This is a genomic window from Streptomyces sp. NPDC111520 (assembly GCF_055635295.1).
Genome location: NZ_JBVKBW010000019.1, coordinates 111,055 through 131,872, shown reverse-complemented (window position 1 = coordinate 131,872; position 20,818 = coordinate 111,055). Strand labels below are relative to the sequence as shown.

Here is a 20,818-nt window from a genome sequence, read left to right as displayed (position 1 = left end):
GTGTCGGTCGCGCTGAAACGAGCGGGTAACACGTGGCTTGTGGCCGTCACCCGGCTCAGCCGACGGCGGTGCCGAACAGCGCGCCCAGAACGAAGGTAACCCCGGCGGCGGCTCCGCCCAAGACGAGCTGCCGAAGTCCGCTGAACCACCAGCTGCGCGCCGTCACACGCGCCACAGCCGCCCCGCACAGGAAGAGACCGACCAGCGCGACGATCACGGCGGGCCAGACCACCGTTGCGCCGAACAGGTAGGGGAGCACCGGCAGCAGGGCGCCGATGCCGAAGGACAGGAACGAGGAACCGGCCGCGACCAGCGGCGACGGCAGGTCGGTGGGGTCGACGCCCAGCTCCTCACGGGCGTGGATCTCCAGGGCCTGCTCCGGGTCCCTGGACATCTGCCGGGCCACCTCCTCGGCCAGCTCCGGCTCGACGCCCCGGGCGACGTACAGCGCGGCCAGTTCGCGCATCTCGTCCTTGGGGTTGCGGCGCAGTTCCAGCCGCTCGACGTCCAGCTCCGCCTGGACCAGCTCCCGCTGGGAGGCGACCGAGGTGTACTCGCCCGCGGCCATCGAGAAGGCGCCCGCGGCGAGACCCGCCAATCCGGTGATCACGACGGTGGAGGGGGCCACGTTGCCGCCGGCGACACCCGTCATCAGCGCCAGGTTCGACACCAGGCCGTCCATCGCGCCGAACACGGCCGGGCGCAGCCAGCCGCCGCTCACGTCGCGGTGGGTGTGGTGCGCCACGTGGTAGGGCGTGGCCTGCTCGTCCTGCCCCGGTGCCCGCTCGGGGGCCGTGCCCGTTGCGCTGCGTTCCGCGGCTGACGGCATGGTGGTCACGGTGCTCCTTCCCCCGGGGCTCTGGTCCCCGCGTCCCTCCCTCGAACACCTCGACCGTACGCGCGAATTCCCTGCGTTTCCAGCAAGGAAAGCCTGCCCTACCTGCGAAAACGCGCCGCGGCCGCCGTCACCGGATGGTGGACGGCGGCCGCGGGCGCGCGACGTACGCGTCAGAGGTTCGTGGCGGGCTTGGCCTCGGCGTCCACGGGGACGGCGGCGCCGTCCTCCTCGTCCTCCCGGTCCGCGCCGGGCTCCGTGGCGCCGGCGTCCGCGTCCTCGGTCTCGGCCTCGGGGTCCTTGGTGTCGTCGGCCTCGGCGCCGGCGTCCTTGCCCTCGCCGGAGGTCTCGGCCACGGCGGCGGCAGCCGCCGGCTCGACGATCTCCTCACGGCCCGGCCGCAGCCTCGCCGAGACCACGAAGTAGGCCACCGCGGCGAGGAAGACCAGGATCGACGTCCAGTCGTTGAGCCGCAGGCCCAGGACGTGGTGGGCGTCGTCGACGCGCAGGTACTCGATCCAGAAGCGCCCGACGGTGTACGCCGCGACGTAGAGCGCGAAGGCGCGGCCGTGGCCGAGCTTGAAGCGCCGGTCGGCCCAGATGACCAGCAGCGCCACACCGACGCACCACAGCGACTCGTAGAGGAAGGTCGGGTGGTACGTCGCGACGTCCAGGGTGTCCGCCGGCCGGTGCGCGCTGTCGATCTTCAGCGCCCAGGGCACGTCGGTGGGCCGCCCGTACAGCTCCTGGTTGAACCAGTTGCCCCAGCGGCCGATGGCCTGGGCGAAGGCGATGCCGGGCGCCACGGCGTCGGCGTACGCGGGCAGCGAGATGCCCCGGCGCCGGCAGGCGATCCAGGCGCCGAGGGCACCCAGGGCGATCGCGCCCCAGATGCCGAGGCCGCCCTCCCAGATCTTGAACGCGTCGACCCAGTTCTTGCCCTCGCCGAAGTAGAGCTCGTAACTGGTGATCACGTGGTAGAGGCGACCGCCGACCAGGCCGAACGGCACCGCCCAGACGGCGATGTCCGCGACCGTGGTCTTCAGTCCGCCGCGGGCGGCCCATCGCCTGCCGCCGAGCCACACGGCCACGAAGACACCGATGATGATGCAGAAGGCATAGCCGCGCAGAGGAATGGGGCCGAGGTGGATGACCCCGCGCGACGGGCTGGGGATGAATGCGATGAGTTCCATGGCACTGCCGACGCTACCGTGCCGGGCGGGTGCGGCGGGCACCCGCCCGGCAACGGCTGGATAACGGGCGGCGGCCTCAGCCGCTCTGCGCGGCCGTGGGAGAGCCCTCCGCGGGCGTCGAAGCGCCCCGCGGACCTGACGCGCCCGGGGTCGCGGACGCGCCGGGCGGGGTGGCCCCCTGGGTCTCGGTGCCGGGCTTCTTGCCCTTGTTGGCCTCGGTGACCAGCTGCTTGAGCCGGTCCGCGGTCAGGTTGGGCTGCCCCTTCGCGAGCAGGTTCTCGCCGCCGTTGAGCAGGATGGTGGGCGTGGAGTTGAAGCCGGCGGTGCTGAAGGCCGCGTTGTTGGCGTTCACCCAGTCGTCGTAGGTGCCGTCCTTCACGCAGGTGGTGAAGGCGGAGTTCTTCAGCCCCGGCACCTTGCCCGCCAGCTCCAGCAGGTGGTTCTTGTCGGCGAAGCGGTCGTCGTTCTCCTGCGGCTGGTTCTGGTACAGGACGTCGTGGTAGGCGCGGAACTTGCCCTCGTCCTGGGCGCAGGCCGCGGCGTTGGCGGCGTTGAGCGAGCCGCTGCCGCCCAGGTTCCCGTCGATCAGCCGGACGAGGTGGTACTCGACCTTGAGCTGGCCCTGGTCCTGGAGGCCGTGGATGGTGTCGCGGAGCTCGTTCTCGTACGCCGCGCAGGCCGGACAGCGGAAGTCCTCGTACACGGTGAGGGTGGACGGCGCGTCGCTCGCGCCGTTGGGGAGGGCCAGCCTGTCCTTGCCCGTCGCCCCCACCGGGGTGACGGCCGGGGCGGCGGAACCACCGCCGCCGCCGCTGTTGGACACCACGACCCCGATGACCGCGCCGACGGCCAGGACCCCGATCACGGAGCCCGCGACGACCAGCGTCCTCTTGCGCTTCTGCCGGCGCTCGTCCTGTGCGCGCTGCTCCTGCATCCGGTCCCGGGCGCTGCGCTTTCCTTCACGGTTCTTCTCGCTCACACCCAGGCACAACGAACCGGGGGCACGCTCGCGCGTACCCCCGGCCCGTGTTTCGCCCTTACGAGTGAGCCGGCGTCACCTGCGGACGCCCCTGGCGAGGTCCGCCGCGAGCTCGCGGACGCCGGCGAGGCCCTGCTCCAGGTCCGGGGCGTCCAGCAGCCGCTTGACGAACGCCGAGCCGACGATCACCCCGTCCGCGAAGCCCGCCACCTCGGCCGCCTGCGTGGCGTTGGAGACGCCCAGCCCCACGCAGACCGGCAGTTCGGTGGTGGCCCGGGTGCGGCGCACCAGGTCCGCCGCCTCCGCGCCGACGCTCTCGCGGGTACCGGTGACGCCCATCAGGGAGGCCGCGTAGACGAAGCCGGAGCCCGCCGCCGTGATCTTCGCCAGCCGTTCGTCCCGGCTGCTGGGGGCGACCACGAACACGGTGGCCAGGCCGTGCTGCTCGGCGGCCTTCCGCCACACCTCGGACTCCTCCACCGGCAGGTCCGGCAGGATGCAGCCCGCGCCGCCGGCCTCGGCCAGCTCGGCCGCGAAGCGCTCGGCGCCGTAGCGGTCGACGGGGTTCCAGTAGGTCATGACCAGGATCGGCTTCCCGGTCGCGGCGTGCGCCTCGCGCACCGTGCGCAGCACGTCCTTGATGCGTACGCCGCCGCGCAGCGCGATGTCGTCCGCGGTCTGGATGACCGGGCCGTCCAGCACGGGGTCACTGTGCGGCAGGCCGATCTCGACGACGTCGGCGCCGCCCTCCAGGGCGGCCTTCGCCGCCTCGATGCCGCCCTCGACGGTGGGGAAGCCCGCCGGGAGGTAGGCGACCAGGGCCGCGCGCCCCTCGGCCCTGGCGTCGGCCAGGGTCCGGTCCAGCAGCTCGATCCGCCCGCTCACCGCTGTGCTCCTTCAGCCTCGTCGTACAGCCCGAAGTAGCGGGCGGCCGTGTCCATGTCCTTGTCGCCGCGGCCGGAGAGGTTGACCAGGACCAGGCCCTCCTCGCCGATCTCCCGGCCCACCCGCAGCGCTCCCGCGAGGGCGTGCGCGCTCTCGATGGCCGGGATGATGCCCTCGGTGCGGGACAGCAGGCGCAGCGCCTGCATCGCCTCGTCGTCGGTGACCGGACGGTACTCGGCGCGACCGGTCTCCTTGAGGTAGGCGTGCTCGGGGCCGATGCCGGGGTAGTCCAGGCCGGCCGAGATCGAGTACGGCTCGGTGATCTGGCCCTCGTCGTCCTGCAGGACGTAGCTGCGCGAGCCGTGCAGGATGCCGGGCTCGCCGACGGTCAGGGTCGCCGCGTGCTCGCCGGAGTCCACGCCGTGACCGGCCGCCTCCAGGCCCAGCAGGCGCACCCCCTCGTCCGGGATGAAGGCGTGGAACAGGCCGATCGCGTTGGACCCGCCGCCCACGCAGGCGGCGACCACGTCCGGCAGCCGGCCCGCGCGCTCCAGGACCTGGCGGCGCGCCTCGACGCCGATGACACGGTGGAAGTCGCGCACCATCGCCGGGAAGGGGTGCGGGCCCGCGACCGTGCCGAACAGGTAGTGGGTGCGGTCCACGTTGGCGACCCAGTCGCGGAACGCCTCGTTGATGGCGTCCTTCAGGGTCCGGCTGCCCGACTTCACGGGGATGACCTCGGCGCCGAGGATGCGCATGCGGGCCACGTTGAGCGCCTGGCGCTCGGTGTCGACCTCGCCCATGTAGACGGTGCACTCCAGGCCGAACATGGCGCAGGCGGTGGCCGTCGCCACGCCGTGCTGGCCGGCTCCGGTCTCGGCGATGACCCGGGTCTTGCCCATGCGCTTGGTGAGCAGCGCCTGGCCCAGCACGTTGTTGATCTTGTGCGAGCCGGTGTGGTTGAGGTCCTCCCGCTTGAGGAAGACCCGTGCCCCGCCGGCGTGTTCCGCGAAGCGCGGCACCTCGGTGAGCGGGCTGGGGCGGCCGGTGTAGTGCACCAGCAGGTCGTTCAGCTCCGCGGCGAAGGCGGGGTCGGACTTCGCCTTGTCGTACTCGACGGCGACCTCGTCCACGGCGGCGACCAGCGCCTCCGGGATGAACTTGCCGCCGAACCGGCCGAAGTAGCCCTCGGCGCTGGGCACCCGGCCCTCGGGGTCGGGGATGAAGAAGTCTTCGGACATGACGTTCTCGGCTCCTTCGGGGGCGCGTCGGCAGCCCCCAGGGGTTCGCGTACCAATGGTCACGTTACGGCGCCGGCGGCACGTGAGCCGCCCGCGGCATGGGCGCGCGTCCACGGCCGGGGAGCACGACGGGGCGCTCGCCGGCGGGACGCCGGTGGGCACACCCCGTGCCCCGGTCTTCAGGAGGACGGCGCCGCCGTCAGCGCCATCGGCGCCCGTTGATCTGACCCGGCTCGCAGCCGATGTGGTAGCGCACGCGGCGGCCGAGGACGCGCCGCGCGGGCGCGCGGCAGCCACGGGGACGGCAGCCCCGGGCCAGTCGCGCGTACGAGGTCATGGTGCCGGTCAGCCTCGTCCGTGGCGCAGCGCGGGGTGCGCGCCGGCGGCGACGAGGTCGGCGACGGCCGCCTTGGGGTCGCGGCCGGTGACCAGGGACTCGCCCACCAGGACGGCGTCGGCGCCGTCGTTGGCGTAGGCGATCAGGTCGTGCGGGCCGCGGACGCCGGACTCGGCGACCTTGACGATGTGGTCCGGGATCTCCGGGGCGACGCGGGCGAAGGTGCCGCGGTCGACCTCGAGGGTCTTGAGGTTGCGGGCGTTGACACCGATGACGCGCGCGCCCGCGTCGACGGCCCGCTCGACCTCCTCCTCGTCGTGCACCTCGACCAGCGGGGTCAGCCCGATGGACTCGGCCCGCTCGATGAGGGAGACGAGGGCGTCCTGCTCCAGCGCCGCGACGATCAGCAGCGCCAGGTCGGCGCCGTAGGCGCGGGCCTCCCAGAGCTGGTAGGCGGTGACGATGAAGTCCTTGCGGAGCACGGGGATGTCGACCTTGCCCCGGACGGCCTCGAGGTCGGCCAGCGAACCGCCGAAGCGGCGCTGCTCGGTGAGGACGGAGATGACGGCGGCGCCGCCCGCCTCGTAGTCCGCGGCGAGGCCCGCGGGGTCGGCGATGGCCGCGAGGGCCCCCTTGGAGGGGCTGGACCGCTTGACCTCGCAGATGACCTTGACGCTGTCCCCCCGCAGGGCCGCCACGCCGTCCTTGGCGTCGCGCGCCTTCGCGGCCCGCTCCTTGAGCTCGTCGAGGGAGACCCGGGCCTGCCGCTCGGCGAGGTCCTCGCGGACTCCGTCGATGATCTCGTCGAGCACACTCACGCGAGAGGACCCCTTCCGAAAGCGAAACGATCAAGCCAGTGAGATGTTCCACCGGCACTGCGATGGTAACCGCCGGGGGACGGTGGACCTGCATCCGGCGGATCGGGGGCCCGCGCCCGAGACCGGCCGGACACCCCGTCGACGCAGGTCAGGGCGCCAGGGCCGCCCCGAACGGAAGGTTCCTGACGACGGTGAAGAGCACCACCACGCCCGTGATCGCCCACCAGTGCACGGCCCGCGGCGCGAGCGTGAAGGGCCTGCCGCGCAGCGTCCGGGTGAACCAGACCGTCCAGATCACGGCGAAGGCCACGTAGCCCGCCACGGCCAGGGCGTTGAGACCCATCGCCGCGCCGAAGTCGCCGTGCACGACCGCGTACGCGCTGCGCAGACCGCCGCAGCCGGGGCAGTACTCGCCCGTGTACTGCAGCAGGGGGCAGACCGGGTAGTGGCCGGTCACGTTCGGGTCGAAGGTGCCGACGTACGCGAAGGCGGCGGCGACTCCGCCGAGGACGCCCAGCGGGGCGGCGATTGCACTCGGCTTCGGCCTGGCAGCAGTCTCGGTCACCCGGTGATTGTCCCGCGCCGGGCCCGCCCGGAACAGCCGGGGTGGCCGGAAAGCACGGAGCCGCCGCCGGCGGAGGTGCCGGCGGCGGCCCGGGGGCCGTTGCGCGCGTCAGCCGCGCTGCTTCTCCGGCATCGGCTTGCCGAGGCCCGCGGCGCGCATGCCGAGACCGACCACACCGCCCAGGGCGGCGACCGCCAGGCCGGCGAACATGCCGATCGGCTCCGCCAGGACGACGAAGGCAGCCGCGACGCAGAAGCCGATGAAGGCGATGGTCACGCCGGTCCAGGCGGCAGGGGTGTGTCCGTGGCTGTTGCCCGCCATGAGTGCTCCCAAGTCGTTCTTCGAGAAAGGGTCGTCAGTTCGTCCGCCCGCGCGACGGCGCGGGTCACGCGCCATTGTCCCCCGTTGCGCTCACGCTCCGCGCGCGGGGGGTGGCCCGGCGCGTCAGGACGCGTCGGTGGGGTCCTCGCCGCGGTCCAGCGCCTTCCACAGGTCCTCGGGGCGCTCCTCGCCGGCGGCCGGTGCGGCGGGGCGGGCGGGACGCGCCGCCTTCGGGGTGTCGCGGTCGTACCGGTTCGACATGCCGGGCCAGGTCCGCGCGCGGAGCAGGGCGACGGTGCCGGCGAGCAGCAGGAGCACGCCGCCCGCGGCGGAGACCCCGGGCCACGCGCTGGTGGAGGAGCCGGAGACGGCGGTGCGGGACAGGCCGCTGGCGGTCGCCGCGGCCGCGTCCAGGGCCGTGGTGTCGCCGAGCGCGAGCAGCGCCGCCGCGACGGCCCCGGCCCCGCACAGCGCCAGCAGCCCGGCGACGAGCAGCCGGGCCGCTCCCCGTACGGCGAAGACCGCCACGAGGGCGGCGAGGCCCACCAGCGCGAGCGCCCCCGGCACCCCGGTGACCTGGTGGCCGGAGACTCTGACCGGCACCCCGCCGTCGGCGAACGGGGCGTTGCCCTCCTGCCACGTCTTGCCCGAGGCCAGCAGCACGACGGCGGCGCCGAGCACACCGCTCGCGAGGGCCAGGACGAGGCTGCCGCGGCCCCTGGACCGGCGGGCGGCCGGTTCGGCGGCGCTCTCGGGGGCCGGTTCTGCGACGGTGCCGGGCTGCGGTACGGAGCTGCTCACCCGACCACTATCCCCCGTCGCCGCACCGCCCCGGCACGCGGGGCCCGACCGGCGGCGGTCACGCCCCGGAGCGCATCCGGTTGGCCGTGCCGACGGCGCGGAGCACCGCGGCGGCCTTGTTCCGGCACTCGGTGTCCTCGCCGACCGGGTCGGAGTCGGCGACGACGCCCGCGCCGGCCTGCACGTACGCGGTCCCGTCGCGCAGCACCGCGGTACGGATGGCGATGGCGGTGTCGGAGTCCCCGGCGAAGTCCAGGTAGCCCACGGCGCCCCCGTACAGGCCGCGCCGGGTGGGCTCCAGTTCGTCGATGATCTGCATCGCGCGCGGCTTGGGCGCCCCCGACAGGGTGCCTGCGGGGAAGCAGGCGGTGAGGACGTCGAAGGCCGTGCGGCCGGCGCCGAGGCTGCCGGTGACGGTGGAGACGATGTGCATGACGTGGCTGTACCGCTCGATCGACATGAAGTCGACGACCTCGACGCTGCCCGGCTCGCAGACCCTTCCGAGGTCGTTGCGGCCCAGGTCGACCAGCATCAGGTGCTCGGCGCGCTCCTTGGGGTCGGCGAGCAGTTCGTCGGCGAGCGCCTGGTCCTCCTGGGGCGTCGCGCCGCGCGGCCGGGTGCCGGCGATGGGGTGCACCATGGCGCGGCCGTCCTCGACCTTCACCAGCGCCTCGGGGCTGGAGCCGACGACGTCGAAGCCGTCGAAGCGCAGCAGGTACATGTAGGGCGAGGGGTTGGTCGCCCGCAGCACGCGGTAGACGTCGAGGGCGCTCGCCGGGCAGGGCGTCTCGAACCGCTGCGAGGGCACGACCTGGAAGGCGTCGCCGGCCCGGATGAACTCCTTGGCGGTCTCCACCGCGGCCTGGTAGGCGGCGCCGCCGAAGCGCGAGGTGACCTCCTCCGGGAGCCGGGAGGGCGGCAGTTCGGCGGGCGCGGAGTCCACCGGGCGGGCCAGGTCGGCGGTCATCGCGTCGATCCGCCGCACGGCCTCGGCGTACGCCTCGTCGACACCGGTGTCGAGGTCGTTGTGGTTGATCGCGTTGGCGATCAGCAGCACCGAGCCGTCCCAGTGGTCGAGCACCGCCAGGTCGGAGGTGAGCAGCATGGTGAGTTCGGGCAGCCCCAGGTCGTCGCGGGCGTGGTCGCCGATGCGCTCCAGGCGGCGTACCACGTCGTAGCCGAGGTAGCCGACCATGCCCCCGGTGAACGGCGGCAGACCGGCGTCGTCGTGCAGGTCGCGCGGGGTGTGCAGGGCCTCGATCGTGGCCCGCAGCGCCTCCAGCGGGTCGCCGCCGCCCGGCACGCCGACCGGCGGCGTGCCCACCCAGTGGGCCTGGCCGTCTCGCTCGGTCAGGGTGGCGGCGCTGCGGACGCCGACGAAGGAGTAACGGGACCACGAGCGGCCGTTCTCCGCGGACTCCAGCAGGAAGGTGCCGGGGCGCTCGGCGGCGAGCTTCCGGTACAGGCCGACCGGCGTGTCCCCGTCGGCCAGCAGCTTCCTGCTGACCGGGATGACACGGCGGTCCTGCGCCAGCTTGCGGAAGGTGTCGAGGTCGGGGGTGACGGTGCCCGTGGTCATGGTCCGCAGCCTAGTGCCCGGGCGCGGGCGGTTCAGGTCAGCGGCAGTTCACCGGCGTCGAAGCAGGTGCGGTCGCCGGTGTGGCAGGCCGCGCCGACCTGGTCGACCTTGACCAGGATCGTGTCGCCGTCGCAGTCCAGGGCCACGGACTTCACGTGCTGGACGTGCCCGGAGGTGTCGCCCTTGACCCAGTACTCCCGGCGGCTGCGGCTCCAGTAGGTGCAGCGGCCGGTGGTGAGGGTGCGGTGCAGCGCCTCGTCGTCCATCCATCCGAGCATGAGGACCTCGCCCGTGTCGTACTGCTGCGCGACGGCGGGCACGAGGCCGTCGGCGGTGCGCTTGAGACGGGCGGCGACGGCTGGGTCGAGCGGGGATTCCATACCCCCATTCTGCCCGCTCCGGGCGGTGCGACTTCGGCTCCTGGCCTCACCCCGCTCACCCGTATGGGGCATGCTTCGTCCATGAGTTTTCCTCCGCCGTCGCCGCCCGACGACCCGCGCTCAGGACAGGGCGGCGGTTTCGGGCCGCCCCCGGGGGGTTTCGGCCCGCCGCAGTACCAGCCGCAGCCGTTGCCGCCCTACCAGAACCAGCCGCAGTTCCCCGGCCCCGCGCAGCCGGGCGGCGGTTACGGCTACCCGCCCCCGCCGCAGCCCCCGCGCAGCGGTGGCGGCGCGAAGGTGGCGGCGATAGCCATCGGCGCGGTCGTCCTGGTGGCGGTCGTGATCGGCGGCCTGGCGATCGCGCTCAGCGGCGGCGAGGACGACGACAAGGGCGCCACCGGGTCCACCAGCAGCAGCCCCACGGCCTCGGCGCCCACCACCCAGGACACGGCGACCACGTCCACGGAGCCCGACCCGTCGGAGACCTTCCGCAAGTACGTCGTGCTCAGCCCCGGCCAGTGCTTCGACGACCCGGGCCTGGACAGCGGCGTCACCGAGGTCACCACGGTCTCCTGCAACGGCCCGCACGACGCCGAGGTCATCGCCAACGAGACCATCACGGGCACCTTCGCCACCGAGGCCGCGCTCAAGGCCAAGGTGCTGAAGCTGTGCGAGGCGGACGCCGCCAAGCGCCTGAAGGACGTCAAGGACAACCCCGGGTACTTCTACTACGCGCTGTACCCGAAGCTCACGGGCTACCAGTTGCAGGGCAAGGACACCATCTCCTGCTCACTGACCCTCAGCAACAAGCCGGACGGCAAGAAGCTGACCAAACCGCTGCCGTAGCTGCTGCCCACCGGCGGGGGCCGGACGTAGGCTGACGGCATGTCGACTCATGCCCAGCGTGAACGTCTGCTCCTCGCCGACCTGCTGGAGAGTGCCGGACCCGAGGCGCCAACCCTCTGCGAGGGCTGGACCACCCGCGACCTCGCCGCCCACGTCGTGGTGCGGGAGCGCCGCGGCGACGCCTCGGCCGGCCTGGTCATCCCCTTCCTCGCGGACCGGTCGAAGCGGGTGCGCAAGGAGTTCGCCGAACGGCCCTTCCAGGAACTGATCCGCCTGATCCGCACCGGGCCGCCGCGGCTGTCGCCGTTCGGCCTCAAGCAGATCGACGAGGCGGCCAACACCGTCGAGTTCTACGTCCACGCCGAGGACGTGCGCCGGGCCCAGCCGGACTGGTCGCCGCGCGAACTGGACGCCGTCTTCGCCGACCTGCTCTGGTCCCGGCTGGAGCGCTCCGCCCGTCTGCTGGGCCGCAAGTCCCCGGTCGGTGTGGTGCTGCGCCGCCCGGACGGCCAGACGGCGGTGGCGCACCGCGGCGCGCCGGTGGTCACCGTCACCGGCGAGCCCGGCGAGCTACTGCTGTTCGCCTTCGGCCGCCAGGACTCCGCCCGGGTGGAGACGGAGGGCGACAAGGACGCGGTGGCCCGGCTGTACGACGCCAGGCTCGGCATCACCGCCTGAGTCCGGCTACCCGGGGCGGCGGGCGAGTTCCGCCCGCCGCAGCGCCGGTGCGGCGAACCCCACGACGGCCCCCGCGGCCGCGACCGCCGCGCTCCCGGCGAACACCGGCTGCACGCCCCAGGCGCCGATGGCGGCACCGGTGAGCGGATAGCTCATCGGTGCGACGCCGAGCGAGAACAGGGCCGCCACCGAGCTGACCCGGCCGAGGTAGGCGGGGTCGGTCAGGGTCTGCAGCAGGGCTCCGCACAGTGCGCCGCTCAGCCCTGCCACGAGGCCGGCCACGACCGCCGCGGCCACCGCCGCCGGCAGCGCGGGGACGAAGGCGAAGGCCGCCACCGCGACCGCCGCGAGCCCCAGGCAGCAGGCCTGCGCAAGGCCGGCGCGCGGCAGCCGGCCGCGTACCGTCAGCAGCAGGGAGGCGGCGCCCGCTCCGGCGCCGAAGCCGCTGACGATCCAGCCGAGCCCGGCCGCTCCCCAGCCCCGGTCGGCGGCGACCAGCGCGAGGCCGATGTTGAACGGCCCGGCGAAGCCCAGCTCGCCCACCGCGATGACGGCCATGAGGGCGGTGAGCACGCGCCGTCCGCGTACGTAGCGCAGGCCTTCCACCAGGTCCCGCCACGCGGAGCCGTCGGCCGGGGCGGCCCGGTCGCCGGGTGGCAGCGGGTTGACGCGGACGGCCAGCAGCAGCACGAGCGAGACCGCGAACAGCACGCCCGCCGCGGCGAACGCGGCCGCGGCGCCGCCGGTCGCGACCACCGTGCCGCCCAGCGAGGCACCGGCCACGTTGCCGACGCGCATCGCGATCCCCTTCATGCCGTGCAGCCGCCCCAGTTGGTCCGTGCCGGTGATCCGGGGCGGCAGGGCGCCGACCGCGGGCAGGAACACCGCGTCCACCGCGCCGAAGAGCAGCGCGACCACGGCCAGCGCCCACAGCCCGGGGGTGGTGAGGACGAGCAGCGCGGCCGCCGCGAACATCACCGCGCACCGCGTCAGGTCGCTGCCGATGACGATGCGGCGCGGCCCGAACCGGTCGGCCAGCACTCCCCCGCCGAGCATCAGCACCGCGCGCGGCACGGCGCCGGCCGCGAGCACCAGGCCCGCCCGCCCGGGGTCCCCGGCGCGGGTGGCCGCCCAGGACAGGGCGAGGAACCACACGGCGTCACCGACGATCGAGGAGGTGAACGCGGCCAGCCAGCGCAGGACGTTGGCGTCCCGGTGGGCGGGGGCACGGGAGGGGGACAGGGGCGGTGCGGCGGTGGCGGGCGCCGTCATGGGGTCGCGCCTCCTTCGGTGTTCACGGCCGGTAGGGGAATCCGTACAGGTGCACCGCGACGTGCTCGCGGCCCTCGGTGTCGCCCGCCTCCTCGGCGGCGCGCCCGCGGTCGGTCCAGCGCTTCATCAGCTCGCCCAGCTCCTCGGCGAACCGCCGCGTCTCGTCGGCGGTGAGCCGGGGCAGGTACTCGGAGCTGAAGGAGGCGTCGGTCCACTCCTTGCCCCAGGCGAGCTGCTGGTCGAGGTAGGCGGCGTAGCGCGCGTACCGGGTGGCGAGGAGTTGCCGGGTCACCTCGCCCATGACGGCGGCGCCCTCGGGGCGGTCGGCGAAGTCCGAGGCACGGAAGGTGAATCCACGCTCGGAGCTGACCTTCCACCACCGCTCGCGGCCGTCGGAGCTCTGCCCGGGGGCCTCGGTGATGAAGCCGTGCGCGGCGAGCTTGCGCAGGTGGTAACTGACCAGCGAGACCGCCTCGTCGACCTGGTCGGCCAGCTGTGAGGCGGTCGCGGTGCGGGCGGTGAACAGGGCGCGGTAGAGCTCGATGCGCAGCGGGTGCGTGAAGACCTTGAGCGCGTCGAGGTCCGTGATCCTGCGGGGGTCCGCGCCGGTCTCTTCCGGCTCTTCCTCGGTCATACCCGGGAGGCTAGACAGGAAAGAGAATTTGCGCAATGGAAATTGCGCAACTGATCGTGCACATCGGGGCGGTGGTCCTCGACGTGGACGGCAGGGCCCTCGGCCGGCGCCGCTCCCGCCGGCCGGAGGTCGAGAGCCTGCCGGCGGCCTGCGCCTGCGAGACGGACATTCGTGGTCGACGTCGGCGGGGACCGCGTGCGTCCGCGCCTGGAGCCGGGCAAGCACACGGAGTACGGCTGGTCCGGCAGGGAAGATCTCGAACGGCTGGAGGAGAACCGGGCGTCCGGTGAGACCCTGGTGCCCGACGTGATCGCCGCAGCGCTCGACCTCCGTGGGTGACGTGTGCCGTACCTGAAGCTGCTCCGCCGGCCCCATGTGGGCCGTCTGCTGTCCGGTTCGCTCGTCGGACGGCTGCCGACCGCCATGGCGGCCCTGGCCATCGCCCTGGCGCTGCGCGCGGCCGGTGCCGACTACCGGCTGGTCGGCGCCGCCGGGGGCGTCTACGCGGTGTCCGGGGCGATCGGCGGGCCGCTCCTGGGACGGTGGGTGGACCGGCTGGGCCAGCCGCGTGTGCTCGTCGTCTCGTCGCTGGTCTCGGCCGCCGGCTTCGCCGCGCTGGCCGCCGCGCCGGGCAGCACGGCGGTGGCGGTGCTCGGCCCGGCCGTCGCCGGGGCCGCGTCGCCTCCGCTGGAGCCGTGCCTGCGGGCGCTGTGGCCCGACCTGGTGGAGCCGGACGAACTGGAGTCGGCGTACGCCGTGGACGCGGGCGCGCAGGAACTGGTCTTCATCGGCGGCCCGCTGCTGGTCGGCGGGCTCGCCGTGGCCGGACCGCCCCGGCTGGCGCTGCTGGCCGCGGCCGTCCTCGGGGTGGTGGGCGCGCTCTCCGTCGCGACCTCCGCGCCGTCCCGTGCGTGGGCCTCGGCCGCCCGTTCCGTCCACTGGCTGGGGCCGCTGCGCAGCCGGGCCCTGGTGGTGCTGCTGTGCGCGCTGACCGGCTGCGGCTGGGCGCTGGGCACGTTCAACGTCTTCGCCGTCGCCTACGCGGAACGGCACCCGCTGCCCGGCGGCGCGGGCACCCTGCTGGCGCTGAACTCCACCGGGGCCCTGCTCGGCGCCCTGCTGATCGCCGCGCTGCCCTGGCGGGCGGACGCGGCCACCAAGGCAGCCGTCACCGGCGCCGGGATGGCCCTCACGTTCTGGCCGTTCACGCTCGTCCCCGGCCCGCCGGCGATGGCGCTGGCCGCCCTGCTCAGCGGGGTGTTCTTCGCGCCCCTGCTCACCGTGGTGTTCCGGCTCACCGGCGAGCTGGCCCCGGCGGGCACCGTCACCGAGGCCTTCGCCTGGCTGGTCACCCTCGTCACCACGGGCATCGCGGGCGGCTCCGCCGTCAGCGGCCTCATCCTCGCCGACGGCTCCCTCCCCGCGGCGGCCGTCAGCGCCGCGAGCGGCGTCACCCTCTCCGCCCTCACCCTCACCGCCACGCGCCCCCTGCTCGCCCGCGACACCGCCGCCGTCCAGCCCGCGGGCGGCGCGTGAGACGGACCCACCGACAGGAAGCCCACACGGACGCGTCCCGGTACGGCGCAGCCCCGAGGACCTCGGGGGCGCGACGCCGTCGCGCTAGCGCACCGGGTGCCCGGCGTCGCGCAGGGTCTGCTTGACCTCGCCGATGCGCAGGTCGCCGAAGTGGAAGACCGAGGCCGCCAGGACGGCGTCGGCGCCGGCGGCGACGGCCGGGGGGAAGTCGGTCAGGCGGCCCGCGCCGCCGGAGGCGATGACGGGGACGGTGACGTGCTTGCGGACGGCGGCGATCATCTCGGTGTCGTAGCCGTCCTTGGTGCCGTCGGCGTCCATCGAGTTGAGCAGGATCTCACCGGCGCCCAGTTCGGCGGCGCGGTGCGCCCACTCCACCGCGTCGATGCCGGTGCCCTGGCGGCCGCCGTGCGTGGTCACCTCGTACCCCGACGGGGTCCCGGCGTCGGTACGGCGCGCGTCCACGGACAGCACGAGCACCTGCCGGCCGAACCGCTCGGCGATCTCGCGCAGCAGGTCGGGCCGGGCGATCGCGGCGGTGTTGACGCCGACCTTGTCGGCGCCGGCGCGCAGCAGCCTGTCGACGTCGTCGGCCGAGCGCACGCCGCCGCCGACGGTGAGCGGGATGAAGACCTGCTCGGCGGTGCGCCGCACCACGTCGTAGGTCGTCTCCCGGTTGCCCGATGACGCGGTGATGTCGAGGAAGGTCAGCTCGTCGGCGCCCTCGGCGTCGTAGAGCTTGGCCATCTCGACGGGGTCGCCCGCGTCCCGCAGGTTCCGGAAGTTGACGCCCTTGACGACCCGGCCGCCGTCCACGTCCAGGCAGGGGATGACTCGGACCGCCAGGGTCATGTGCTCAAGCTCCTCGGAATGCTTCCAGTTCGACTTCGACCAGGACCCGGGAGTCCACGAAGCCGGAGACGACGACCACCGTCGCGGCGGGACGCACGGCGTCGAAGAACTCCTTGTGGGCCCGGGCCACCGCGTCCACGTCGCGGGTGTGGGTGAGGTACATGCGGGTGCGGACCACCGATCCGGCACCGAGGCCGAACTCCTCCAGCACGGCCAGCGCGTTGGAGAAGGCGGTCTTCGCCTGCTCGTACGGGTCGCCCTCGCCGTACAGCGTGGTACCGACGAACGGCATCGTGCCGCCGACGAGGACCCGGTCCCCCGCCTCGACGCCACGTGCGAAACCGAACTGCTCCTCCCAGGGGCTGTCGCTCTGCACACGCCGTACGGCAGGGGTTTGGGTCATCGCGACACAGCCTCCAGAGCCTCTTCCAACGTGAACGCCTTGGCGTACAGGGCCTTACCCACGATGGCGCCTTCGACGCCCTCCGGCACCAGGCCCGCGAGGACGCGCAGGTCGTCGAGGGAGGAGACACCGCCCGAGGCGACCACCGGCCGGTCGGTGGCGGCGCAGACGTTCCTCAGGAGCTCGACGTTGGGGCCCTGGAGGGTGCCGTCCTTGTTGATGTCGGTGACGACGTAGCGGGCGCAGCCCTCGGAGTCGAGGCGGGCCAGCGTCTCGTAGAGGTCCCCGCCGTCGCGGGTCCAGCCGCGGCCGCGCAGCGTGGTGCCGCGGACGTCCAGGCCGACCGCGATCCTGTCGCCGTGCTCGGCGATGACCTTGGCGACCCACTCGGGGGTCTCCAGCGCGGCGGTGCCGAGGTTGACCCGGGTGCAGCCGGTGGCGAGGGCCGCGGCGAGGGTGTCGTCGTCGCGGATGCCGCCGGACAGCTCGACCTTGATGTCCATGGAGCGGGCGACCTCGGCGATCTGCGCGCGGTTGTCGCCGGTGCCGAAGGCGGCGTCCAGGTCGACCAGGTGCAGCCACTCGGCACCCGCCTGCTGCCAGGCCAGCGCGGCGGCCATCGGGTCGCCGTAGGACGTCTCGGAACCGGACTCGCCGTGGACGAGGCGGACGGCCTGGCCGTCGCGGACGTCGACGGCGGGGAGGAGTTCGAGGCGGTGCGTCGTGCTCATGGCGGCGTACGTCCTAGTCCTTGAAGGTGTCGAGCCAGTTGGACAGCAGCTGGGCGCCGGCGTCGCCGGACTTCTCGGGGTGGAACTGGGTGGCCCACAGCGGGCCGTTCTCCACCGCGGCGACGAAGGGCTCGCCGTGCGTGGCCCAGGTGACCTTCGGGGACCGCATCGTGGGGTTGGCGGTCTCCAGCTCCCAGGCGCGCACCGCGTACGAGTGCACGAAGTAGAACCGGGCGTCGGCGTCCAGGCCGGCGAAGAGCTGCGAGTCCTCGGGCGCCTCGACGGTGTTCCACCCCATGTGCGGCACGACCGGCGCACGCAGCGGCTCGACGGTGCCGGGCCACTCGTCGCAGCCCTCGGTGGTGACGCCGTGCTCGACGCCCTTCTCGAAGAGGATCTGCATGCCGACGCAGATGCCCATCACGGGCCTGCCGCCCGACAGCCGGCGCCCGATGATCCACTCACCGCGCACCGCCTTCAGCCCGGCCATGCACGCCGCGAAGGCGCCGACGCCGGGGACGAGCAGCCCGTCGGCGTTCATCGCCTTGTCGAAGTCCGCGGTGATCTCGACGTCCGCGCCGGCCCGCGCGAGCGCGCGCTCGGCGGAGCGGACGTTCCCGAAGCCGTAGTCCAGGACCACGACCTTCCTGTCGCTCATCTGCGGTCCCCCTACAGCCGCAGCAGACCGGCCGCCAGCGACATGGCGGAGCCGATGCCGAGCAGCACGACGACGCCCTTGGGCATCTTCTGCTTCCAGAACGAGTAGACGCCGCCGGCCAGGAAGAGGCCCAGCAGGATGAACAGGATGGCCGGCTTGCTCACAGCGCGCCCTTCGTCGACGGGAGGATGCCCGCGGCGCGCGGGTCGCGCTCGGAGGCGTAGCGCAGGGCCCGGGCCAGCGCCTTGAACTGGCACTCCACGATGTGGTGGGCGTTGCGCCCGTACGGGACGTGGACGTGCAGCGCGATCTGCGCCTGGGCGACGAAGGACTCCAGGATGTGCCGGGTCATCGTCGTGTCGTAGGAGCCGATCATCGGCGCCATGTTCTCGGGCTCGGTGTGCACCAGGTACGGGCGGCCCGAGAGGTCCACGGTGACCTGGGCGAGGGACTCGTCCAACGGCACGGTGCAGTTGCCGAAGCGGTAGATGCCCACCTTGTCGCCGAGCGCCTGCTTGAAGGCGGCGCCCAGCGCGAGGGCGGTGTCCTCGATGGTGTGGTGGGTGTCGATGTGCAGGTCGCCCTCGGTCTTGACCGTGAGGTCGAAGAGGCCGTGGCGGCCGAGCTGGTCGAGCATGTGGTCGTAGAAGCCGACTCCGGTGGAGATCTCGGTCCTGCCGGTGCCGTCGAGGTCGAGCTCGACGACGACGGACGTCTCCTTGGTCGTGCGCTCCACGCGGCCGACGCGGGTCATGTGGTTACTGCTCCTTCTTCAGCTCGCGTACCGCTTCGAGGAACGCGTCGTTCTCGGCCGGGGTGCCCGCGGTGACCCGCAGCCAGCCCGGTACGCCGTTGTCGCGGACGAGGACGCCGCGGTCGAGGATCGCCTGCCAGGCGCGGTGGCTGTCCTCGAAGCGGCCGAACTGGACGAAGTTGGCGTCGGAGTCCGTGACCTCGCAGCCGATCGCCCTCAGCTCGCCGACCAGGCGGTCCCGCTCGGCCTTCAGCTGCTCGACGTACCCCAGCAGCGTATCGGTGTGCTCCAGGGCGGCGAGCGCGGTGGCCTGGGTGACGGCCGACAGGTGGTACGGCAGGCGCACCAGCTGGACGGCGTCGACGACCGCCGGGTCGGCGGCGAGGTAGCCCAGCCGCAGGCCGGCGGCGCCGAAGGCCTTCGACATGGTGCGGCTGACCACCATGTTGGGGCGGCCCTCGATCAGCGGCAGCAGGGACGGGCCGTGGCTGAACTCGCCGTACGCCTCGTCGACCACGACCAGGGAGGGCCGGGCGGCCTGGGCCGCCTCGTACAGCGCCACGACGGTGTCGGCGGCGACGGCCGTGCCGGTGGGGTTGTTGGGCGAGGTCACGAAGACCACGTTCGGCCGGTGCTCGGCGATGGCCCGCCCTGCGGCGGCCACGTCGATGGTGAAGTCCTCGCGGCGCGGGCCGGTGATCCAGCCGGTGCCGGTGCCGCGCGCGATCAGGCTGTGCATCGAGTACGAGGGCTCGAAGCCGATCGCGGTGCGCCCGGGGCCCCCGAAGGTCTGCAGCAGCTGCTGGATGACCTCGTTGGAGCCGTTGGCGGCCCACACGTTGGCCGGGCCCACCTCGTGCCCGGCGGTCCGGGTCAGGTACCCGGCGAGTTCGGTGCGCAGCTCCACCGCGTCCCGGTCGGGGTAGCGGTTGAGGTCGCGGGCGACCTCGCGGACCCGCTCGGCGATCCGCTCGACCAGCGGCTCGGGCAGCGGGTACGGGTTCTCGTTGGTGTTCAGGCGTACGGGCACGTCGAGTTGCGGGGCGCCGTAAGGGGACTTGCCGCGCAGTTCGTCCCGGATGGGCAGGTCGTCGATGCCGGTCACGAACCCGGTACCGTCCAATCGAATCGGGCGCGGACCGCGGCGCCGTGCGCGGGCAGGTCCTCGGCGTCGGCCAGGGTCACCACGTGCGGCGCGACCTCCGCCAGCGCCTCGCGGGTGTAGTCCACGACGTGGATGCCGCGCAGGAAGGACTGCACCGACAGGCCCGAGGAGTGGCAGGCGCAGCCGCCGGTGGGCAGGACGTGGTTGGAGCCGGCGGCGTAGTCGCCGAGCGAGACCGGGGCGTACGCGCCGACGAAGACCGCGCCCGCGTTGCGCACCCGGGCGGCGACTGCGGCGGCGTCCGCGGTCTGGATCTCCAGGTGCTCCGCCGCGTAGGCGTCCACCACCTGCAGGCCCTGCTCGATCCCGTCGACCAGGACGATGCCGGACTGGCGGCCGGCCAGCGCGGGGGCGATCCGGTCCTCGACGTGCTTGGTGGCGGCGACCTGCCGCTCCAGCTCCTTCTCCACCGCCTCGGCGAGGTCCACGGAGTCGGTCACCAGGACGGCGGCGGCCAGCGGGTCGTGCTCGGCCTGGCTGATGAGGTCGGCGGCGACGTGCACCGGGTCGGCGGTGGCGTCGGCGAGGACGGCGATCTCGGTCGGGCCGGCCTCCGCGTCGATGCCGATGCGGCCCTTGAGCAGGCGCTTGGCGGCGGCGACCCAGATGTTGCCGGGGCCGGTGACCATGGTCGCCGGGCGGCACTCCTCTGTGCCATAGGCGAACATGGCGACGGCCTGGGCGCCGCCCGCCGCGTACACCTCGTCCACGCCGAGCAGCGCGCACGCGGCGAGGATCGTCGGGTGCGGGAGCCCGCCGAACTCCTTCTGCGGGGGCGAGGCGACGGCCATGGAGCCGACCTTGGCCTCCTGGGCGGGCACGACGTTCATCACCACGGAGGACGGGTAGACCGAGCGGCCGCCGGGCACGTACAGGCCCACCCGGTCGACCGGCACCCAGCGCTCGGTGACCGTGCCGCCGGGCACGACCTGCGTGGTGTGGTCGGTGCGGCGCTGCTCGCCGTGGACGAGCCGGGCGCGGCGGATCGACTCCTCCAGCGCGGCCCGCACCTTCGGGTCCAGTTCCGCCAGGGCCCGGGTCAGCGCCTCGGCGGGGACGCGCACCCGGTCGATGGTGACGCCGTCGAACCTCTGCGCGTAGTCGATCAGTGCCGCGGTGCCACGATGCTTGACGTCCTCGCAGATCGGGCGCACCTTCTCCAGTGCGGCCTCGACGTCGAGCTCGGCACGGGGCAGCAGGTCGCGGTCGATGCCGTCCGCCGGGAAGGCGTCGCCGCGCAGATCGATTCGGGAGATCACCCTCCCAAGTGTAGAGAACCGCCCTCGTCGCCTCCGTCGAGTATCAGTCCGTGATACGCGTACCGGCCCCGCCCGGTGATCTCCCCGGCTAGCGTTTCG

The 20,818-nt window shown here is 73.6% G+C and carries 26 protein-coding genes; 4 read left to right on the top strand and 22 right to left on the bottom strand.

Going from position 1 to position 20,818, the window contains the following annotated elements; genetic code table 11:
* Nucleotides 1-55: 55 nt before the first annotated feature.
* From ACZ7MY_RS34560 to hisI, 12 genes are all read right to left on the bottom strand, one after another.
* Nucleotides 56-829: a VIT1/CCC1 transporter family protein gene (locus ACZ7MY_RS34560; protein ID WP_499607996.1), complete on the bottom strand. Its 774-nt coding sequence runs from the start codon at nucleotides 827-829 to the stop codon at nucleotides 56-58.
* Between the two features lie 179 nt (nucleotides 830-1,008).
* Entirely contained in the window at nucleotides 1,009-2,028 is a 1,020-nt protein-coding gene (gene lgt, locus ACZ7MY_RS34555) for a prolipoprotein diacylglyceryl transferase (protein ID WP_499607950.1), read from the bottom strand.
* A 76-nt stretch (nucleotides 2,029-2,104) separates the two neighbouring features.
* A complete protein-coding gene (locus tag ACZ7MY_RS34550; RefSeq protein ID WP_499607947.1) occupies nucleotides 2,105-3,007 on the bottom strand; it encodes a DsbA family protein in 903 nt (300 codons plus the stop codon).
* Nucleotides 3,008-3,082: 75 nt separating this feature from the next.
* Nucleotides 3,083-3,892 (bottom strand): tryptophan synthase subunit alpha, encoded by an 810-nt coding sequence (gene trpA, locus ACZ7MY_RS34545; protein ID WP_499607945.1) that lies wholly within the window; start codon nucleotides 3,890-3,892, stop codon nucleotides 3,083-3,085.
* Nucleotides 3,889-5,133, bottom strand: coding sequence for a tryptophan synthase subunit beta (trpB, locus tag ACZ7MY_RS34540; protein WP_499607942.1), 1,245 nt, complete (start codon nucleotides 5,131-5,133; stop codon nucleotides 3,889-3,891). The genes trpA and trpB overlap by 4 nt, the downstream gene beginning before the upstream one ends.
* A gap of 199 nt (nucleotides 5,134-5,332) precedes the next feature.
* Entirely contained in the window at nucleotides 5,333-5,470 is a 138-nt protein-coding gene (gene trpM / locus ACZ7MY_RS34535; RefSeq protein WP_375818389.1) for a tryptophan biosynthesis modulator TrpM, read from the bottom strand.
* An 8-nt stretch (nucleotides 5,471-5,478) separates the two neighbouring features.
* Nucleotides 5,479-6,288 (bottom strand): indole-3-glycerol phosphate synthase TrpC, encoded by an 810-nt coding sequence (trpC, locus tag ACZ7MY_RS34530; protein ID WP_499607939.1) that lies wholly within the window; start codon nucleotides 6,286-6,288, stop codon nucleotides 5,479-5,481.
* Between the two features lie 148 nt (nucleotides 6,289-6,436).
* Nucleotides 6,437-6,853, bottom strand: coding sequence for a DUF2752 domain-containing protein (locus ACZ7MY_RS34525; protein WP_499607937.1), 417 nt, complete (start codon nucleotides 6,851-6,853; stop codon nucleotides 6,437-6,439).
* A gap of 108 nt (nucleotides 6,854-6,961) precedes the next feature.
* Nucleotides 6,962-7,174: an HGxxPAAW family protein gene (locus ACZ7MY_RS34520; RefSeq protein WP_499607934.1), complete on the bottom strand. Its 213-nt coding sequence runs from the start codon at nucleotides 7,172-7,174 to the stop codon at nucleotides 6,962-6,964.
* Nucleotides 7,175-7,297: 123 nt separating this feature from the next.
* Nucleotides 7,298-7,975, bottom strand: coding sequence for a TIGR02234 family membrane protein (locus ACZ7MY_RS34515; RefSeq protein ID WP_499607932.1), 678 nt, complete (start codon nucleotides 7,973-7,975; stop codon nucleotides 7,298-7,300).
* 58 nt (nucleotides 7,976-8,033) lie between these two features.
* Entirely contained in the window at nucleotides 8,034-9,554 is a 1,521-nt protein-coding gene (locus tag ACZ7MY_RS34510) for an anthranilate synthase component I (protein WP_499607930.1), read from the bottom strand.
* Between the two features lie 32 nt (nucleotides 9,555-9,586).
* The gene (gene hisI / locus ACZ7MY_RS34505) at nucleotides 9,587-9,934 is read right to left on the bottom strand and encodes a phosphoribosyl-AMP cyclohydrolase (RefSeq protein WP_499607927.1); all 348 of its coding nucleotides are present in this window, start codon (nucleotides 9,932-9,934) and stop codon (nucleotides 9,587-9,589) included.
* A gap of 81 nt (nucleotides 9,935-10,015) precedes the next feature.
* Here hisI and ACZ7MY_RS34500 point away from each other — a divergent pair, with 81 nt between their 5' ends.
* Entirely contained in the window at nucleotides 10,016-10,780 is a 765-nt protein-coding gene (locus ACZ7MY_RS34500; protein ID WP_499607924.1) for a hypothetical protein, read from the top strand.
* Between the two features lie 39 nt (nucleotides 10,781-10,819).
* Entirely contained in the window at nucleotides 10,820-11,458 is a 639-nt protein-coding gene (locus ACZ7MY_RS34495; RefSeq protein WP_499607921.1) for a TIGR03085 family metal-binding protein, read from the top strand.
* A 6-nt stretch (nucleotides 11,459-11,464) separates the two neighbouring features.
* Here ACZ7MY_RS34495 and ACZ7MY_RS34490 read toward each other — a convergent pair whose 3' ends face one another.
* Together ACZ7MY_RS34490 and ACZ7MY_RS34485 are read right to left on the bottom strand one after the other, a co-directional pair.
* Nucleotides 11,465-12,730 (bottom strand): MFS transporter, encoded by a 1,266-nt coding sequence (locus tag ACZ7MY_RS34490; protein ID WP_499607918.1) that lies wholly within the window; start codon nucleotides 12,728-12,730, stop codon nucleotides 11,465-11,467.
* 22 nt (nucleotides 12,731-12,752) lie between these two features.
* Nucleotides 12,753-13,364, bottom strand: coding sequence for a helix-turn-helix domain-containing protein (locus ACZ7MY_RS34485; RefSeq protein ID WP_499607916.1), 612 nt, complete (start codon nucleotides 13,362-13,364; stop codon nucleotides 12,753-12,755).
* Nucleotides 13,365-13,535: 171 nt separating this feature from the next.
* On the opposite strand from ACZ7MY_RS34485, the gene ACZ7MY_RS34480 reads away from it, so the two are divergent.
* Nucleotides 13,536-13,703 carry a hypothetical protein gene (locus tag ACZ7MY_RS34480; protein WP_499607913.1) on the top strand — a complete coding sequence of 56 codons (168 nt, stop codon included), beginning with the start codon at nucleotides 13,536-13,538 and terminating at the stop codon, nucleotides 13,701-13,703.
* A gap of 3 nt (nucleotides 13,704-13,706) precedes the next feature.
* A complete protein-coding gene (locus ACZ7MY_RS34475; RefSeq protein ID WP_499607911.1) occupies nucleotides 13,707-14,900 on the top strand; it encodes an MFS transporter in 1,194 nt (397 codons plus the stop codon).
* 84 nt (nucleotides 14,901-14,984) lie between these two features.
* On the opposite strand, the gene hisF is transcribed toward ACZ7MY_RS34475, so the two are convergent.
* The 8 genes from hisF to hisD are packed head-to-tail and all read right to left on the bottom strand — an operon-like array spanning nucleotide 14,985 to nucleotide 20,719.
* Nucleotides 14,985-15,749 (bottom strand): imidazole glycerol phosphate synthase subunit HisF, encoded by a 765-nt coding sequence (gene hisF, locus ACZ7MY_RS34470; RefSeq protein WP_499607907.1) that lies wholly within the window; start codon nucleotides 15,747-15,749, stop codon nucleotides 14,985-14,987.
* A gap of 4 nt (nucleotides 15,750-15,753) precedes the next feature.
* Nucleotides 15,754-16,152 carry a RidA family protein gene (locus ACZ7MY_RS34465; protein WP_499607905.1) on the bottom strand — a complete coding sequence of 133 codons (399 nt, stop codon included), beginning with the start codon at nucleotides 16,150-16,152 and terminating at the stop codon, nucleotides 15,754-15,756.
* Entirely contained in the window at nucleotides 16,149-16,883 is a 735-nt protein-coding gene (priA, locus tag ACZ7MY_RS34460; protein ID WP_499607902.1) for a bifunctional 1-(5-phosphoribosyl)-5-((5-phosphoribosylamino)methylideneamino)imidazole-4-carboxamide isomerase/phosphoribosylanthranilate isomerase PriA, read from the bottom strand. The genes ACZ7MY_RS34465 and priA overlap by 4 nt, the downstream gene beginning before the upstream one ends.
* Before the next feature lie 13 nt (nucleotides 16,884-16,896).
* The gene (gene hisH, locus ACZ7MY_RS34455; RefSeq protein WP_499607899.1) at nucleotides 16,897-17,541 is read right to left on the bottom strand and encodes an imidazole glycerol phosphate synthase subunit HisH; all 645 of its coding nucleotides are present in this window, start codon (nucleotides 17,539-17,541) and stop codon (nucleotides 16,897-16,899) included.
* Between the two features lie 11 nt (nucleotides 17,542-17,552).
* Complete coding sequence (locus ACZ7MY_RS34450) at nucleotides 17,553-17,705, bottom strand: CG2302 family histidine operon protein (RefSeq protein ID WP_406263956.1); 153 nt, start codon at nucleotides 17,703-17,705, stop codon at nucleotides 17,553-17,555.
* Nucleotides 17,702-18,295: an imidazoleglycerol-phosphate dehydratase HisB gene (hisB, locus tag ACZ7MY_RS34445; RefSeq protein WP_319661088.1), complete on the bottom strand. Its 594-nt coding sequence runs from the start codon at nucleotides 18,293-18,295 to the stop codon at nucleotides 17,702-17,704. The genes ACZ7MY_RS34450 and hisB overlap by 4 nt, the downstream gene beginning before the upstream one ends.
* 4 nt (nucleotides 18,296-18,299) lie before the next feature.
* Entirely contained in the window at nucleotides 18,300-19,400 is a 1,101-nt protein-coding gene (locus tag ACZ7MY_RS34440; RefSeq protein ID WP_499607895.1) for a histidinol-phosphate transaminase, read from the bottom strand.
* Nucleotides 19,397-20,719: a histidinol dehydrogenase gene (gene hisD, locus ACZ7MY_RS34435; RefSeq protein ID WP_499607892.1), complete on the bottom strand. Its 1,323-nt coding sequence runs from the start codon at nucleotides 20,717-20,719 to the stop codon at nucleotides 19,397-19,399. The genes ACZ7MY_RS34440 and hisD overlap by 4 nt, the downstream gene beginning before the upstream one ends.
* Nucleotides 20,720-20,818 lie beyond the last annotated feature (99 nt).